Here is a 1,601-nt window from a genome sequence, read left to right as displayed (position 1 = left end):
CCGTCCCGGTACACGTACCCGAACCTGATGGAGAAACGGGAGTTCACGATAAGCATCCCCTCTGCGGATTATGTCTGCGAGGCTGACTTTTTCGGGATCGCTTCCGGGGAAACAACCGATAAGTTTGCCGCCACCGGCCTGACTCCCGTGAAAGCGTCAGCGGTAGACGCCCCGTATGTCGGGGAGTTCCCGGTCATTCTCGAGTGCCGGGTTTCGGCAGTTACAGAGATCGGGGCCCACACCCAGTTCATCGGAACCATCCTTGACCTGAAAACCGATGAATCGGTTCTTGACGCGGAGGGGAAGCCGGACCGTTCAAAACTCCGTCCCTTTGCGTATGATCCGCTGCAGGTGGAATATTTTACGATGGCGGCCAGTGCCGGAAAAGCTTTCAGCTGCGGGAAAAAATTCACGGTATAATTTTTCCGGTCCGGTAGAAATCCTCATTCATTTCTTACCTGTTTGTGGATCTATGGAGTATTTTTCATAAACACCATGAGCAGACTATCGCACCATGAGGGTGCTGCCACCGCCAACGGCATGGCAGGCCCGGGAAAATGCAGCAGCATTTTCAGGCTGCGATAAAGGATCCGGAGAAGAATTCAACGGAATTCTTCGACTGCAAAGTCTGAGTGGTTCATCAGAACCGCAAGGACGGGAAGAATTTCCCGAAGTTCTTTGAGGCATCAGCCGTAGCCCCGGGAGCGCCTTCACGTCATCGGGCATTTCTGCAGGGCATTCAAATATCCGTAAGACCGCGACCCTGCTGGCAAACCATTTTTATTTCCGGCGGAATATGTGCTGGTAGGTACAGGAGCATGAACGGAAAATGACTGCAATGGGCGAAGTTCCCGAAGACTTCGGGCTGAACGACCAGTACGGGAAGGAATTCCGGCTCTCGCAGACAAAGGGGAAGCGCGTACTGCTCTCCTTCCACCCGCTTGCCTGGACGCCTGCCTGCAAGGGACAGATGCTGTCGCTGGAAGAGCACTCTGCGGAGTTCGGGAACCTGAACACGGTCGCCGTGGGAATCAGTGTGGATTCCCTCCAGTCGAAACGGGCGTGGGTGGAGAATATCGGGATCCAAAAGACCCGGCTCCTTGCCGATTTCTGGCCCCATGGGAAGGTGGCGCAGCAGTTCGGGATCTTCCGGGAGAAGAACGGCATCTCCGAGCGGGCGAACATCCTTCTCGATGAATCGCACCGTATGGTGTTCTTCCGGCTCTACCCGATCCACTCGGTCCCGGATATCCGGGAGGTCCTGGCAGTCATCGGAAGCCTTGATGCGACCGGGAAGATGTAACCGGCCCTCCTGAATCTGGGGAAGGCCGGTACAAATCAAGGGAAAAATCCATGAGTGATGCAAAAAAGACCATCCGCATATACAACGCGACGAAGAAGACCTTCGAGGACATGGAGCGCGTTGAAAAAACCGATGAAGAATGGCAGAGGCTCCTTGAACCACAGCAGTACGAGGTGGCGCGGAAGAAAGGGACCGAGTACGCGTTCGCGGGAAAATACCATGACTGGCACGGGAAGGGGCTGTACCGGTGCGTATGCTGCGGGACCGATCTCTTTTCATCGGATGACAAGTTCGATTC

Annotated in this window: 3 protein-coding genes; all 3 read left to right on the top strand. The window is 55.2% G+C overall.

The features are described from left to right. A partial coding sequence (locus CW742_RS12325; RefSeq protein WP_292420795.1) for a flavin reductase family protein occupies positions 1-420 on the top strand: 420 nt, incomplete at its 5' end. A 418-nt stretch (positions 421-838) separates the two neighbouring features. After that, positions 839-1,303, top strand: a complete 465-nt coding sequence (locus tag CW742_RS12320; protein WP_292420793.1) for a redoxin domain-containing protein — start codon at positions 839-841, stop codon at positions 1,301-1,303. 50 nt (positions 1,304-1,353) lie between these two features. Beyond that, a partial coding sequence (locus CW742_RS12315; RefSeq protein WP_292420791.1) for a peptide-methionine (R)-S-oxide reductase occupies positions 1,354-1,601 on the top strand: 248 nt, incomplete at its 3' end.

Source organism: Methanoregula sp., from assembly GCF_002835825.1.
Classification (GTDB): domain Archaea; phylum Halobacteriota; class Methanomicrobia; order Methanomicrobiales; family Methanospirillaceae; genus Methanoregula.
The sequence above is the reverse complement of the archived record's forward strand: the minus strand, read 5'-3'. Positions and strand labels throughout refer to the sequence as shown.

Excerpts from the sequence above, each read along its gene's own strand:
- CW742_RS12320 (WP_292420793.1), top strand. The coding sequence starts at position 839 with ATGGGCGAAGTTCCCGAAGACTTCGGGCTGAACGACCAGTACGGGAAG.